The 420-nt window shown below is 65.2% G+C and carries 1 pseudogene; it reads right to left on the bottom strand.

The features are described 5' to 3' along the window. Positions 1-311, bottom strand: a pseudogene (locus tag MKK69_RS31380) (hypothetical protein); the annotation flags it as partial. Positions 312-420 lie beyond the last annotated feature (109 nt).

Raw genomic sequence — 420 nt, 5'->3', positions numbered from 1 at the left:
TCGGCCGGCGCTCCGTCCAGAAGGTGGAGCCGAGGGCGAAATCCGGCGGGGCGCAGGAATCGATCCGGTCGATGTCCCACGCGCCGGAAACCACCGCCGCGGTCAGGCGGTGGACGAGCTGGACACCGGGGGCGCCCTCCGGTTCCGTCTCGTCGTGGGCGATCTTCAGGACCCAGGCCTCGGAGCGGTACCATCTCGTAGAGGATGAACACGTGCAGGTCGCAAAAATCGCCCGGTACGAGGAGTACCATGATCTGGCGATGGCCGTCCGGAAGGACATTGTACCGGCAGGCGAAGCCGTCGAGGATCAGCAGGACGTTGTCGGGCTTGTCGCCTTCCTGGATTAGATCCTGGCGCGCTCCAACCTGCCGGACTTTGAGTATCAGGTTGTTCAGGGCCGAGCGGGCTTGGTCGGACAGC

Source organism: Methylobacterium sp. J-026, assembly GCF_022829585.1.
Lineage (GTDB): Bacteria > Pseudomonadota > Alphaproteobacteria > Rhizobiales > Beijerinckiaceae > Methylobacterium.
The sequence above is the reverse complement of the archived record's forward strand: the minus strand, read 5'-3'. Positions and strand labels throughout refer to the sequence as shown.